The 12,852-nt window shown below is 63.5% G+C and carries 11 protein-coding genes and 1 riboswitch; of the genes, 8 read left to right on the top strand and 3 right to left on the bottom strand.

Annotated elements, in window-relative coordinates:
- Window positions 1–10 precede the first annotated feature (10 nt).
- Both C1717_RS08670 and C1717_RS10730 read right to left on the bottom strand, forming a co-directional pair.
- Window positions 11–697 (bottom strand): ECF transporter S component, encoded by a 687-nt coding sequence (locus C1717_RS08670; RefSeq protein WP_102372788.1) that lies wholly within the window; start codon window positions 695–697, stop codon window positions 11–13.
- An 8-nt stretch (window positions 698–705) separates the two neighbouring features.
- A riboswitch (FMN riboswitch) is annotated at window positions 706–855 on the bottom strand.
- Between the two features lie 442 nt (window positions 856–1,297).
- Window positions 1,298–1,495 (bottom strand): hypothetical protein, encoded by a 198-nt coding sequence (locus tag C1717_RS10730; RefSeq protein WP_219722304.1) that lies wholly within the window; start codon window positions 1,493–1,495, stop codon window positions 1,298–1,300.
- On the opposite strand from C1717_RS10730, the gene C1717_RS10725 reads away from it, so the two are divergent.
- The 4 genes from C1717_RS10725 (at window position 1,488) to proC (ending at window position 5,379) form a co-directional block, all read left to right on the top strand.
- Window positions 1,488–1,997, top strand: coding sequence for a Gfo/Idh/MocA family oxidoreductase (locus C1717_RS10725; RefSeq protein ID WP_219722303.1), 510 nt, complete (start codon window positions 1,488–1,490; stop codon window positions 1,995–1,997). The two genes, C1717_RS10730 and C1717_RS10725, sit on opposite strands and share 8 nt — an antisense overlap.
- Window positions 1,998–2,202: 205 nt before the next feature.
- Entirely contained in the window at window positions 2,203–3,162 is a 960-nt protein-coding gene (murB, locus tag C1717_RS08660) for a UDP-N-acetylmuramate dehydrogenase (RefSeq protein WP_102372787.1), read from the top strand.
- Between the two features lie 96 nt (window positions 3,163–3,258).
- On the top strand, window positions 3,259–4,509 hold the full coding sequence (gene glyA, locus C1717_RS08655) for a serine hydroxymethyltransferase (protein ID WP_102372786.1): 1,251 nt from the start codon (window positions 3,259–3,261) through the stop codon (window positions 4,507–4,509).
- An 81-nt stretch (window positions 4,510–4,590) separates the two neighbouring features.
- Window positions 4,591–5,379, top strand: a complete 789-nt coding sequence (gene proC, locus C1717_RS08650) for a pyrroline-5-carboxylate reductase (protein WP_102372785.1) — start codon at window positions 4,591–4,593, stop codon at window positions 5,377–5,379.
- A 395-nt stretch (window positions 5,380–5,774) separates the two neighbouring features.
- On the opposite strand, the gene C1717_RS08645 is transcribed toward proC, so the two are convergent.
- Complete coding sequence (locus C1717_RS08645; RefSeq protein WP_102372784.1) at window positions 5,775–6,614, bottom strand: ABC transporter ATP-binding protein; 840 nt, start codon at window positions 6,612–6,614, stop codon at window positions 5,775–5,777.
- A 460-nt stretch (window positions 6,615–7,074) separates the two neighbouring features.
- Between C1717_RS08645 and ilvA the strand changes: the two genes are divergently transcribed.
- From ilvA to C1717_RS08625, 4 genes are all read left to right on the top strand, one after another.
- Window positions 7,075–8,295 carry a threonine ammonia-lyase gene (ilvA, locus tag C1717_RS08640; protein WP_102372783.1) on the top strand — a complete coding sequence of 407 codons (1,221 nt, stop codon included), beginning with the start codon at window positions 7,075–7,077 and terminating at the stop codon, window positions 8,293–8,295.
- A 297-nt stretch (window positions 8,296–8,592) separates the two neighbouring features.
- Window positions 8,593–9,759, top strand: coding sequence for an Mbeg1-like protein (locus C1717_RS08635; RefSeq protein ID WP_102372782.1), 1,167 nt, complete (start codon window positions 8,593–8,595; stop codon window positions 9,757–9,759).
- A 419-nt stretch (window positions 9,760–10,178) separates the two neighbouring features.
- Window positions 10,179–11,141, top strand: a complete 963-nt coding sequence (locus tag C1717_RS08630) for a hypothetical protein (protein WP_146003686.1) — start codon at window positions 10,179–10,181, stop codon at window positions 11,139–11,141.
- 658 nt (window positions 11,142–11,799) lie between these two features.
- Window positions 11,800–12,762 carry a protein kinase domain-containing protein gene (locus C1717_RS08625; RefSeq protein ID WP_102372780.1) on the top strand — a complete coding sequence of 321 codons (963 nt, stop codon included), beginning with the start codon at window positions 11,800–11,802 and terminating at the stop codon, window positions 12,760–12,762.
- Window positions 12,763–12,852: the final 90 nt, after the last annotated feature.

The following is a 12,852-nucleotide window of genomic DNA, read 5'->3' as shown; positions in this document are numbered from 1 at the left end:
GCCTGCGAGCTTATGCGCGGACGGCGTCGCCGGCGTCCGAGTCGGCGCTGGTCGCGGTAGGCGTGGCGCCCGTAGCGCCTGCATTCGCCATAGGGTGTTCAGCTGCAGCCGCATTCGTGTCTGATGCGATGGAAGCTGCGGAAGCCGGGCTCGCCCCAGCGCCTCTGAGCACGTTCATGCAGGGGGAGAGCAACGCTTGCCCCGCGATGATGTTGATGACCATCTTGAGCGCGTTGAACGGAAAGAGGATGGGCGCGATCATGAGCGCGACATCGCTTATGGTCACTCCGGCATAGAGCGGGGTCACATAGAGGTTGGCAAGGCAGATAACCGCAATCGAGAGGATGGCTCCGAGCACCATGCCCGTCAGCGAGCCAGCGCGCGTGCGGTCGCGCACGTACACGATGGCGGCGGGTATTACGAAGGCGCAGGTGGAAAGCATGCCCATCGGCGCGCCGAACGGGTCGAGGAACACGCGGGGAATCCACGAGATGATGGCTACGGCAGCGCCCATCCGAGGCCCGAAGGCGAGGGCGGCGATAAGGCAGACAATGCCCGACGGGTCGTACATGAGCCACGGAGCCGCCGGGAAGATGGGGATCTGGATGAAGCTCAAGATGAGCGATGCGGCGGTGAAGAGCGCCGCGAGCGCAATCGAGCGAGTGGATATCTTGGTGGTGGTGAGCGTGCTGCCCATGGCAGGTGCCTCCGTTTCTTCCATCCGGACTGTACCGTCGGCCCCGGACTCTCACCGGGTCAGCCGCTTGCGCGGGTCGCGGGCTTCCGACGTGATGTGACCCAAGTCGCGCGTCGGTTACCGCCGGTAGGGAATTTCACCCAACCCTGAAACTATGCGACTACACTATAGTCCTTTTGCCGGCGCGAGCAACTGCACGCTGCGGTATTTTAACGGTTGTCGCGCTCCCGTTAGGCCGTCCCCTAAACTTAGGCTGTCCCCTAAATCTCTGTGCGCTTTATGACCAGTTTTGCCACCTACAGGGCCTCAAAGCGTGCCAAAAGCGCTCAGAGGCTTGGAAGACAGGGCGCGGACGTTAAACTTGCCCGCGTTCTGGAACGCACGGACCACCGTGTTCAAGCTGCCCATATAATGGCTTTGACGCCTACAACATCGCGTGTCGTGGACGAAATCCGCATACAGCCGCACGACGTGCGGTGGGAGAGGAAGGGCCACGATGCGCCAGCTCACTATTGCCTACATCGGTAACGGGAAGAGCGTAAACCGTTATCACATCCCCTATGCCCAGACCCTTCCCGAGATGTTCCGCATCAAAACAATTTACGCGCGCCGTATTACCCACGATACCTGGGCGGCGGTGCCCGACGTTTCGACTCCGATTTCCTTACCGCGCAGCGCGTGCTCGCGTCGGGCAAGCTCGGGCACGTGTTCGAGATCGTGACGAGCTTCGACAACTGGCGCCCGCACATGATGGATGGCTGCGCCTTCGATACGGTCGAGGATATCGCCCATGTTCATGCGACCCACCCGCGACCAGTTCATCGCTTGGCTTGGTGAACCCGATCGCGTGAACAGCGAGCTTCGCCAGATGCACGGGCCGGGTACGGCGGCGGATTACTACGACATCGACCTCTACTACGATGCGCGGGGCATCAAGGCGACGGCGCATGCGAACTACGCCTGCGCCTACCAGCGGCCGAGCTTCGAGATGTACGGTGATCGCGGTTGCTTCCTCAAATTCGGAAAGGACCTGCAGGAGCGCGACCTCAAGCACTTCTACCTGCCGCTTGGACATGCCGACTTTGGCGTCGACTCCGTGGATGACTATGGATACTTGCGCTATGTCGACGATGAAGGGGTGCTGCGGGAGGAGCGCGTCGTGAGCGAACGGGGCTCGTATGCGAGCTTTTACGAGGCGCTGTACGAGACGGTGGCGAACGGCGCCCCGCAGCTCGTTGCCCCCGAGGAAACCCTCGAGCAGCTCCGCATCATCGATACCGCTCTTAGGGGTATGGCCTAGGCGCGGACGGGTAGGGGTGCGTTGAGCACGATGGCGTCCAAGCGCCCGTGCTTGAGGAGCATCGCGATCGTTGGGTGTCCCTCGGCGCTCTGAGTCGGTTGCTGCCGGTTCGGTGAATCGGCGGAAGACGTTGGCATCTCGGGTATAGTGCTGTCTGAAAGCCCTTGTGCGACGCTTTTGCCGCACCGGTATACAGGTGGTTTCTATGCACGATTACGACAGCTTCAACGAGGATGTCATTTGCGCGCTCGCAGCTGCAGCCGGCGAGGATAACGTTCGCATGGTCGAGCCCATGCGAGATCATACGACCTTCAAGATCGGCGGCCCGGCGGATGTCGTGGTTGCGCCCTGCACGCCCGAGGCAGCGGTGCGGGCGCTCGACCTTATCGCGCTCGCGGGCGCTCCGGTGACGGTGGTGGGCAACGGTTCGGATCTGCTTGTGGGTGACCGCGGCATCCGCGGGTTCGTCATGCTGTTGCGCGACAACCTCGCGCAGGTGCGTGTCGACGGTTACCGCGTGCACGCCCAAGCCGGCGCCTTGCTGCGCGATGTCGCGCTCGTTGCGGCCGGCGCGGGGCTTACCGGGCTTGAGCCGCTCTGGGGCATCCCGGCGGCGGTAGGCGGCGCCTGCCATCAGAACGCCGGTGCCTACGACACCTCCGTCGCCGATGTCCTCGAATCGCTCACCGCGTACGTACCGGGCGCCCGGCAGCAAGACGGCTCACGCGCCAAGGGATCGGTGCGTACGTTCGCCGCAAGCGAGCTCGATTTTGGGTATCGCCGGAGCAGGGTCGCCACGGATGGCCTCATCGTGCTCGAGGCAACTTTCGCGCTCATGCCCGGCAACGAGGCGCAGATTCGTGCGCAGATGGATGACTATCAGCGCCGCCGTGAGGAGAAGCAGCCGCTCGATTTGCCCTCGGCAGGATCGACGTTCAAGCGTCCGCCGGGGCATTTTGCCGGCAAGCTCATCATGGATGCCGGTTTGCGCGGAGCGCGCGTGGGCGACGCCCAGGTTTCAGAGAAGCATTGCGGTTTCGTGGTGAACGTCGGCAACGCCACGGCGGCCGACGTCAACGCCCTCATCGAGCGCATCCAAGACGAGGTGCGCGAGCAGTTCGGCGTGGAGCTTGAGCCCGAAGTCCACCGCATCGGCGAGTTCTAATGCATCGAACGCGTCTGCGCTGCGTGCAGATGGATGCTCTTGCATGCCCGCGAAGCCCTCTGCGGACGCTGCTACGCTACTAGGAAGGTATCGAATATGGACTACGAACACATCTCGCAAACCGATCCCGCGGTGTTCTCTGCCATCGAACAGGAGCTTGAGCGCCAGCGTGGCACCATCGAGTTGATTGCTTCAGAGAACATCACCTCACCTTCCGTTATGGAGGCCATGGGGAGCGTGCTCACCAACAAGTACGCCGAGGGGTATCCGGGTCGCCGTTATTACGGCGGGTGCGAGAAGGTCGACGTGGTCGAGGACCTCGCACGCAAGCGCGCATGCGAGCTCTTTGGCTGCCGGCACGCCAACGTGCAGCCGCACTCGGGGGCGAGTGCGAACCTCGCCGCCTACATGGCGCTCATCGAGCCGGGCGACACGGTCATTGGCATGAGCCTGGACCAGGGTGGACATCTCACCCATGGGTCGCCGGTCAACTTCTCTGGCAGGCTGTACCGTTTCCTCTCCTATGGGCTCGATCCCGAGACCGAGACCATCGACTACGACGCGCTTGAACGTCTTGCCCATGCCGAGCGCCCTAAACTCATCGTGGGCGGCGCGTCTGCCTACCCGCGCACAATCGACTTCGAGCGCATGGCCGCCATTGCGCACGGCGTGGGCGCGCGCCTCATGGTCGACATGGCGCACATCGCGGGCCTCGTCGCCGCAGGCGCCCATCCTTCGCCGGTGCCCTTCGCGGATGTGGTGACCTCTACGAGCCATAAGACCCTGCGTGGGCCGCGCGGCGGCTTCATCCTCACGAATGACGACGAGCTCGCCCGTGCGATTGACAAGGCGGTTTTCCCGGGCACGCAGGGAGGTCCGCTCATGCATGTCATCGCTGGCAAGGCGGTCGCCTTCGGCGAGGCCCTGCAGCCTGCGTTCCAGACCTATATCGGGCATGTGGTAGAGAACGCCGCGGCCCTGGGCGAGGGCCTTATCGATGGCGGGCTGCGCTTGGTGTCGGGCGGCACCGACAACCATCTATGTCTGGTTGACCTCACTGCGTCGGGCGTAACGGGCCGCGATGCCGAGCGCCTGCTCGATACGGTGGGCCTTACGGTCAACAAGAACGCGATCCCTGGCGAGCCGCGCTCTCCCTTCGTCACAAGCGGCATCCGCGTGGGTTCCGCTGCGGGCACGACGCGCGGGTTCACGGCGGATGAGTTCCGCGAGATCGGCGGTCTCATCGCGCGCGCCGTCTTCCATGCAAAGGACGAGGCGGAGCTCGCGGCGATCCGGGCGCGCACGGCGGAGATGCTTGCCGCGCACCCCCTGTATCCCGAGTTGTAGACTCTGTTCTGTGCGATATGTATCCCGCAAGGCGCCCGGTGGCAGCTTGAGGTGGCACGGGCCAAGCAAGGAGTGAAGAGGATGGATAGTTCCCAGGTAAAGATCGGCTTCATAGGATTTGGCAACATGGCGAGCGCTATGGCGGACGGCTGGATTGCTTCGGGCAAGGTTCCGGCAGGGCACCTGTACGCGTGCGCGGGGCACTACGACGCCCTCGTGGAGCGCACCGCCTCGCGCGGCATGAACGCCTGCCACGATGCAAGCGAGGTCGTCACGGCAAGTGACGTGGTGGTCGTCGCGGTGAAGCCCTACCTCATCGAAGGGGTTCTCGCTCCCGTTGCGGGCTTGCTTGCAGGGAAGACGATCCTTTCCGTGGCGGCAGGGTGGAAGAGCGAGGATTACGAGCGCGTGATACCAGGCACGCATCATCTCTCGACGGTGCCCAACACGCCGGTTGCCATCTGCGAAGGCGTAATTGCCTGCGAGGCAGCTCATACCCTCGATGCCGGTGAGTACACCCTTTTGAACGAGTTGCTCGGGCTTCTTGGCACGGTGGTCGAGGTGGAAAGCCGTCTGCTTTCTGTTGCGGGCACCGTGGGCGGTTGCTCGCCTGCGTTCATCGCTATGGTTATCGAGGCCTTAGGCGACGCAGCGGTGAAGTACGGCATCCCGCGCGCCAAGGCGTACGCGATGGTGAGCCAGATGGTTGCCGGAACGGCCAAGCTGCAGCTTGCGACCGGCCAGCATCCGGGCGCCATGAAGGATGCCGTGTGCTCACCCGGTGGGACCACCATCCGCGGCGTTGCGGCGCTTGAAGAGGCGGGCATGCGCTCGGCCTTCATCAAGGCGATCGACGCCATCGAGGGGTAGGAGCTTCACGCCCTGCCGACTTGCAAGGCCTTCTACCACGCGCAATACTGCTTCCTGTCTTCAAATCGATAATCATGCATAATCATAAAATAATATGCATGATTATCGATACATTTCAAATCACCGGAACAGTTCGCGTCAAGTTACGGTGATTGCTTCCGGAGACGCTAGGGAGACCGTTGTTTAGCCGATTATAATCCTGCGGGAATATAGGCTTTCTTGCGGGTCTCCCTAGCCTTTCGTATTCCGACCACCGTAACCCGTCATGAATAAACGCCGAAGCCTGAAGCCGTCCGCTTCGGATGGGATTTCGCCGTATCGTCCCGTTGTGACGTCGCGATGTGACGACCATACAAGGCTTTGGGGAAACAGGGCGGATCAACTAGTTGGAACTTCTAGTATTTGCCCTGCAGCGAGTACCAGCCGTTCCGCTCTTCAACGGAGAGCGGTACGCCAAAGAGGGCCGACATCTTCTCGCTTGTGAGGAGATCCTGCTTGGGGCCATCGGCGAAGATCGTCGCATCCTTGATAAGGAGCACCCGGTCTATAGCGGGGATGATGTCTTCGGGATAGTGCGTGACGAGCACCACCGAGCGACCTTCTGCGGCAAGCAGTCCCATGGTACGGCGCACGTGGTACATGCCCTCGGGGTCCAGGCCCGTGCAGGGCTCGTCGAATATGAGGATCTTAGGGTCGCTCATGAGCTCGCGCGCCACGAGCACCCGGCGAACCTGGCCGGTTGAGAGCGTGAGCACATCCCGTTCAGCGAGGTCGGCGATGCCGAGTCGCTCCAGCGCGTCGAGGGCTTGGGCGCGTTGTTCCGCGGTCGCTTCGACATGGTTGGGAAGGCCGAGCGTGCCGAATATCCCGCCGCATACGATGTCGCTCACCGGAAGGTGCACGCGCACCTGGTCGTGCATGGTGGCTGAGACGATACCGAGGGCTTGCTTGATGTCGGAGAGCAGCGGCCGCGCCTGGCCCCTGAACCGCACCGGGGGCTTCTCGCGGTAGAGCGGGAAGATTTCACGCGTAAGCAACTGGATAAAGGTTGATTTGCCGGCGCCGTTGGGGCCGAGCAACGCCACGTGCTCGCCCTCCGCAAGGTCGAACCGGTCGACGGAGAGGATGGTTTTGCCGGCGCGCACTACCTGCGCGTCGCGCAGCGAGAACAGCGGCGGTGTGCCTTCGTGGGCAACGTGTTCTGTGTTGTGCGTCCGGTATGCGACCTGTTCCATGGCTAGCTCGTCCTCATTTCGACGTGATAGTCCGATACTTTACTACACCGGAGCATCGGCTGGGATGTGCGGCGTGGCTGTCTGCCGCGCCGGGATGCTCTCGGAGCGCGCGAACTCGTGGGGCAGACGTCCTGCACCGCTGGTGCCGATGCCATGATTCGCGGCTTCTCCGAGGTGCCCACCATGCTCGTGCAGATTACATGAGACAGGTGGGAGCTCGACGAAGCGTCTCGCGACAATGAGGCATGGCGGCGTTGCCATATCATTTCAGGGGTGTCCGTTCCCGATGCCAGCGCATCAGCGGCATGCGCCGTGGTATGCTACGGAGTCACTTCACTTCAGCTCGCTGGAGTGTTAGCAGCAAGAATCGATACGGCAGCGCGGCGACGCGGGGTGCACGCCGCCCCTTGCGGAGCGCAGACCGCCTCGCGGCGCCGCCGAGCACGTGGAAGGGGTGCCCATGCCCGAGATGCTCACGCTCGATGCCTTCGAGGAAGCGTCGGAAAAGGTTCGCGAGGTGACGCTCAAAACCGAGCTCGTAGAGAGCCCGTACTTCAGCCAGATGAGCGGCAACCGCGTGTTTCTCAAGCCCGAGAACATGCAGCGTACCGGTGCGTATAAGGTGCGTGGTGCCTACTATAAGATCTCGACGCTCTCCGAGGAGGAGCTCGGGCGCGGGCTTATCACCGCATCCGCTGGCAATCATGCCCAGGGTGTTGCCTATGCTGCCGCGCGTGCCGGTGCGCGCGCCATCGTGGTGATGCCCACCACGACTCCGCTCATCAAGGTCGAGCGCACCAAGGGTTACGGTGCCGAGGTCGTGCTGTTTGGCGACGTATATGACGAAGCCTGTGACTATGCGATGCAGCTCGCCGAGGAGCACGGCTACACCTTCGTGCATCCGTTCAACGATCCCGTGCTCGCTACCGGCCAAGGGACCATAGCGATGGAGATCGTGCAGGAGCTGCCGTTGGTGGACACGATTCTCGTGCCGGTAGGCGGGGGCGGGCTGTCATGCGGCGTGTCGACCTTCGCGAAGCTCTATAATCCCAAGATTCGCGTGATCGGCGTGGAGCCGCAAGGGGCTCCTTCGCTCACGGCTGCGCTCGACGCCGGCCATCCCGTGCGCCTCCCGTCTGCGGATACCATCGCAGACGGCACCGCCGTGCTCGAGGTGGGCGACAAGGTCTTCCCGTACCTCAAGGAGAACCTCGACGATGTCATCACCGTGCCCGATGACGAGCTCATCGTGGCCTTTCTCGACATGGTGGAGAACCACAAGATGATCGTTGAGAACTCCGGTTTGCTCACAGTAGCGGCGCTCAAGCACCTGCCCGCGGAGAACCGTCGCGTCGTCTCGATTCTTTCGGGCGGAAACATGGACGTGATCACGATGTCTTCCGTGGTGCAGCACGGCCTCATCGCACGCGACCGCATCTTCACCGTGAGCGTGCTTCTGCCTGACCGCCCCGGTATGCTGGTGCGTGTGGCGCAGGCAATCGCCGAGGTGAACGGCAACGTCATCAAGCTCGAACACAACCAGTTCGTGAGCACCAATCGCAACGCCGCCGTGGAGCTGCGCGTAACGATCGAGGCGTACGGCACCGCGCACAAGGAGCAGATCATGGGCGCGCTGCGTACCGCCGGCTTCGAGCCCACGCTCAGCGCGACGATGCTCTAGTGGACATCTGAGGTCAGGTGTCAGACTCTCACGAGTGTCTGGTGTCAGATTGTCGCCCCGTGGCGTCCGATTTCGCGGTCCCGAAGCAACTCGATTCAGCTATGAGTACGAGTGATCAACCGTGGCGTCGAGATCACCCATTTCAGAAATGACGACCTGCGCTTTTGTCCGCGCGAGTCTTCATTGGGGCGGGAACTGGAGCAACTTGTACTCATAGCCGAATCGAGCATTCTAACGGGGCTTGCGCGTGGGTGCGGGTGCGGCGGGGTATAAGCGCTCAAACGACGAAAGGAACCCATGCCGTACCTCTTTGACTACGTGGAACACGAGCTCGCGACGTTCGACCAAAAGCCGTTTTGCTCCGTTGACGCGGCGGTGCTCAGCCAGGCGTGCATGATCGACGGCGTCGGTGTGGTGCCGGAACCGTCTGCGATGCCGGCACTTATCGACCGCGCGCTCACATTGCTTGCACCCGATGCGCGCAGCGCGACGTTCACGAGCCTCATGCGGTCGGAGCTCTTCGACGGCATGTTTACCGGGCTTGTTCCGGATGATATTCGGCGCCTGCTCATGGCGCTCGCGGCGAGCCCGCGCTTTCGCGACCTACGTCTGCGCGGGTACCGCTCCGTGTTCGACGAGTCGTCGCATACGCAGTTTGCAGCAACGACGTTCACCTGGAGAAGCGCGTTCTCGTTTGTGGGGTTCCGCGGCACGGATATTTCTGCCACCGGCTGGCGTGAGAACTTCGACATGACGTATAGGAATGAGGTATCGGCGCAGAAGCTCGCGCGGGAGTACCTGGAGCACATGGCGCCGCGCTTGCCGGGCGATCTGCACGTGGGCGGGCATTCCAAGGGCGGCAACCTCGCGCTCTATGCGGCACTGACCTGCAGTGCGGAGGTGCGAGAGCGCATCGATCGCGTGTGGTGCCTCGACGCGCCGGGTTTCCGTCCCGAAATGATAAAAAGGTGTCAGACACCATTTTATCAATTGGGGGAGGACTCCCGCATCGAGCGGATTCTACCGCAGGATTCGCTGGTAGGCGTGTTACTCGAGTGTCCGGCGCCGGCGCGTGTGGTACGCAGCAACGCACAGGGGCTCATGCAGCACTCCGTGTTCACATGGGAGATTTCGGACGACCGGAGCGATTTCGTTGAGGCCGAGCGCCTGGGCGAAGGCTCGCAGGCGCTCCATGATGTTTTGGCCGAATGGCTCGCCAGCATGGATGACGAACGTTGCGAGCAGGTGGTGGATGCGCTCTTCGCCGCCCTGGGAGCGAGCGGCGCCCGCGATGCCCGCGACGTGTTCCTTGGCGGAAAACCGTTCCCGCAGCTCGTGAGCGACGCGGCGCTCAACTTGGACGAGGAGTCGCGCGACGTGTTGGGAGCTGTCCTGGGCGACCTGGCCGCCATCGCCGCCCGCCGCGTCGGCCGCGACCTCGCTGCGGCGATTTTCGGGGAGTGATGGGCTGGTGCCAGGTGAGGCCGGCGAACTCGCGCCTTGAGTCGGTGGGTTTTTGGATCTGCTGCGAGTAGCCCAAAATCGCCCAATGCTCCTACCAGCGCGTTTGTTCTTCGCGGGAGGCGCTCTACTCATGCTGTCCCGAAAAACCCACCGACTCAAGGCTCGAGTGTTGTCGAAGGGGCAATTCGAGCGGGCGAGAAAGATGCGGGCGCGCAATCCGGGCAGGCGGAGAGGATCCGGATGTGCAGTTCGGGCGCGCAATCCGGGCAGGCGGGGAGCCGGAGCCCCGGCAGAGCGCCCGAACTCCAAGCTGAAATTCTCATATCACGTATGATGGTACAATGATGGCCGTATGTGCGAGGGGCTTCATGAACGTGCCGGCCAAATAAAAACGATTGTTCAAGCGCTGGAGCAGGCGCATGGCATTGCCATCCATGCTCATGGGTCTCGTCGCGTTCCCCTTCACGCTTCTCGGCTTCGGCGCGGTCGTGTACACCGCAGCGCTGCCCTCGCTCGTCGCCGGGGCTGAGCAGGGCGATGGCCTGTATGCGCGCGTCTCGCAGGACGGGCTCGTCCAGGCGCTGGGCGGATCTTCAGCAGGCAGTGACGCTTCGGACGCGGGTTCCCAGGGTGCGAGCGACGGCGATGGCGCATCCTCCAGCCGCGAGACCATTACCGGCGGTGGCGCGAGTGTCGGCGGCGCCAGTGGCGTCAACGGCGGTGCAACCACGCCGATCATTCCAGCGGACGATGATGACGCGCCCGGGGCAGCTGGGCAGGGCGGCGAACAAAAGCCCGGCGATGGCCAGCACGGCTCCTCCGGCGACGACCAAGGGCAGAAGCCCGGAACGGGTGGCAACGGCTCTGGCAACGATAACCCCCACGACTCTGGCTCTGGCGCCGGTTCTGATCCCGGCGACGATGGCAGCCAAGGCGAAAACAATGCCCAGGAACAGGCGGACTACGAGTTCCTCCGCGGGGAGTTCGAGGCACTCGAGGGAAGCAACGGCTACATCGCACGCGTGAACGCATGCACGGCGGCGTTCGAAAATGACGCCTTCGCCTCCGCGGAGGTGCGCAGAAACCATGCGGCGCACTGCTCCGCCCTGGAAAGCGAGGTTTTCAACCGTTACGCGACGCTCCTTAACACTCGTGTAAGCAAGAAATACACGGCGGCTCGCGGCGACCTTATCGCTATGTATCGCTGCTTGGCCACGTATCTCAGCACGCTCGGGAGCGCATGGGAAATCAACACCGGCTTCAGCGACCCGGCGAGCCACGTGGACGAATTCATGCTGCCGCTCAAAAACGCCGAGGTAAATGGCGAGAATGCGAGCCTTGCAGAGTTCAATGACTACTACAGCGAGTTCGTGCCCTCATGACGGGGTTCGAGGGAGAAGAGCTCGCTGCGCCGGTGGGCGAACCAACAGCGTCTATGGCGCCGCGCCTGCGCGTGGTGCGGATCGAGCGGTTCGAAGCGGCGGTTTCGCTGGCAGATGAGGAGTGCGAAGCATATCGCCGCAGGTTCTGCACGCTGTTTGTAGACGATGACCGCGCCCGTCGCGGCGGCTTGGGCAACGTTGCCTATGCGCAGAACGCCCTCGGGGAGAAGCTAGCACTGAAGACCGTGCTCGCGCCCGCGCGCGAAGAAGGGGAGGACGAGGAGTCGTTCTCGAAGCTCGTGGAGGTGAGGCGGGCGGCATTTCGGCAGGAATATGAGGGACATCGAGCGCTCGCGGGCTTTTGCGGCGTGCCACGGCTCTTCGGCTATGGCTTCGTGGAAGGCGAGCCGGCCATCGTGATGGAGTGGATCGAGGGGGAGACGCTCCGGGAGGTGCGGGCGCAGCTCTCGGCCGATGATGCCGGCCGCGTGTCACCGCTTACGGTGGCGCGGCTCGGCCGCGACCTGTTCGACCTGCTCACGCGTATCGACGACATGGGCGAGGGGTTCGTGCACCGCGACATCTCGCCGTCGAACGTCATGGTGCGCACGGGGCGTATGACGGTGCGGGATCAGGCCAAGGAGGGGTCGTTCGACCTCTGCCTGACTTTGGGTCCGCAGCATCGACGCAGCGCGCGCCCGAGGCGTCGTTCACGGCGCGGGTCGGCGTCGCGCGTCTGGCAACGCCCGGCTACGCTCCGCCCGAGATGCTCTCGAACGACATTCCGAACCTCGCCGCGCGTCGCTCATCATCTGCCGTCGACGTGTATGCGGCGGCGAGCGTGCTCTTCGAGCTTGCGTGCGGCGAGCTGCCGTTCGACATCTCCGGAGAAAAGCAAGATGATTCCCCGTACCGCGTGAAAGTCGACGAACAGCCGCGACCCTTCGTCTCGACGCATCAGGCGAGCGCCGATCTTTCGAGCCTGATGCGCCGCGAGCCCGACGTCGCCGTCGTGGCGGGCAAGGTGGCGATCGACCTGGGGCTCGGCCCCAACGCGCCGGCGCTGCGCGACGCCCTCATGCTTGTCGACGAGCAGCTGGCGGATGTGCTCGCGCCCTGCTTGCATCCCGACCAGCGCAAACGGCCTTCGTCCGAGGCGATGCGCGACGGGCTTTCGGCGTTCTGCAACGCCTATGGGCAGAATGTCGCGCGCGCCCTGCGCGGCGAGCCGCTCATCCCCTGCAACGGATCGGCGTCGTGGCTCGATGCCGCCTCGCCGTTCGCGCTCCGCCGCATCGTCCGCACGGTCGGGAAGGCGCTCGCCTTCGGTGTGCTCCTGGTGGTGGCGGTCGAGACGGGCCTGCTCGTCGACGGTGCCGCCGCGCGCATTTCCCTTGGCTCGGGTGCGTGGGAGGGTCGCCTCAATGGGCTTGCCGTCGCGGCGGCGCTGCTCATCCCGGCACTCTGCGCGTATGTGGTGCGCAAGGGCGAACGCGGCACGCGCGCAGCGTTCCTGCGCGGCACCTTCGCCCTGCTTATCGCCGAGACGCTTCTTTTCGTGCTTGTGAGTCTGATCGATTTCGAGGCCGGTGGCCAGGCGCGCGGTATCGTATCCCGGTGACGAGATTGCTCTGGGCGCCTCGACGATCTTTGTGGCCATGGAATGAGACATTGGGGTCGGGTTCAATTGACTCAATGAGTCATTTGAACC

The organism is Enorma phocaeensis (assembly GCF_900186505.1).
GTDB lineage: Bacteria > Actinomycetota > Coriobacteriia > Coriobacteriales > Coriobacteriaceae > Enorma > Enorma phocaeensis.
Note: the sequence above shows the minus strand (reverse complement) of the source record. Positions and strands in the feature narration are given on the sequence as shown.

What these genes read in the sequence shown, in the direction of transcription:
- C1717_RS08635 (WP_102372782.1), top strand. Translation starts at nt 8,593, where the DNA reads ATGCCGTACCTCTTTGACTACGTGGAACACGAGCTCGCGACGTTCGAC.
- proC (WP_102372785.1), top strand. Translation starts at nt 4,591, where the DNA reads ATGGATAGTTCCCAGGTAAAGATCGGCTTCATAGGATTTGGCAACATG.
- C1717_RS08645 (WP_102372784.1), bottom strand. Translation starts at nt 6,614, where the DNA reads ATGGAACAGGTCGCATACCGGACGCACAACACAGAACACGTTGCCCAC.
- C1717_RS10730 (WP_219722304.1), bottom strand. Translation starts at nt 1,495, where the DNA reads ATGAACATGGGCGATATCCTCGACCGTATCGAAGGCGCAGCCATCCAT.
- murB (WP_102372787.1), top strand. Translation starts at nt 2,203, where the DNA reads ATGCACGATTACGACAGCTTCAACGAGGATGTCATTTGCGCGCTCGCA.
- C1717_RS10725 (WP_219722303.1), top strand. Translation starts at nt 1,488, where the DNA reads ATGTTCATGCGACCCACCCGCGACCAGTTCATCGCTTGGCTTGGTGAA.
- C1717_RS08630 (WP_146003686.1), top strand. Translation starts at nt 10,179, where the DNA reads ATGGCATTGCCATCCATGCTCATGGGTCTCGTCGCGTTCCCCTTCACG.
- ilvA (WP_102372783.1), top strand. Translation starts at nt 7,075, where the DNA reads ATGCCCGAGATGCTCACGCTCGATGCCTTCGAGGAAGCGTCGGAAAAG.
- C1717_RS08670 (WP_102372788.1), bottom strand. Translation starts at nt 697, where the DNA reads ATGGGCAGCACGCTCACCACCACCAAGATATCCACTCGCTCGATTGCG.
- glyA (WP_102372786.1), top strand. Translation starts at nt 3,259, where the DNA reads ATGGACTACGAACACATCTCGCAAACCGATCCCGCGGTGTTCTCTGCC.